This window comes from Ligilactobacillus acidipiscis DSM 15836 (assembly GCF_001435755.1).
Taxonomy (GTDB): Bacteria; Bacillota; Bacilli; order Lactobacillales; family Lactobacillaceae; genus Ligilactobacillus; species Ligilactobacillus acidipiscis.
Window position 1 is genome coordinate 1 of record NZ_AZFI01000452.1, and the last position, 207, is coordinate 207.

General features: G+C 47.8%; 1 pseudogene. It reads right to left on the reverse strand.

Going from position 1 to position 207, the window contains the following annotated elements:
• Window positions 1-207 (reverse strand): annotated as a pseudogene (locus FC65_RS12995) (ISL3 family transposase); the annotation flags it as partial.

Here is a 207-nt window from a genome sequence, read left to right on the forward strand (position 1 = left end):
CGATTAGTTTTTTTGACCGGGTCAGGCAGCCCCGCGGCTGACTGGGTAAGCTCCTCTAACAATGCTGGATTCCCCTGATGAACGGCTTGTAACAGAGTTTGATAATAATTGTAAGCTAGGCGCAAATCCGCAGACATGGCTAATAAGCGCTCGACGATATCCTGTTCACACAACTGGAGGTTGCGAAAGTTCCTGCTTTTATGATAG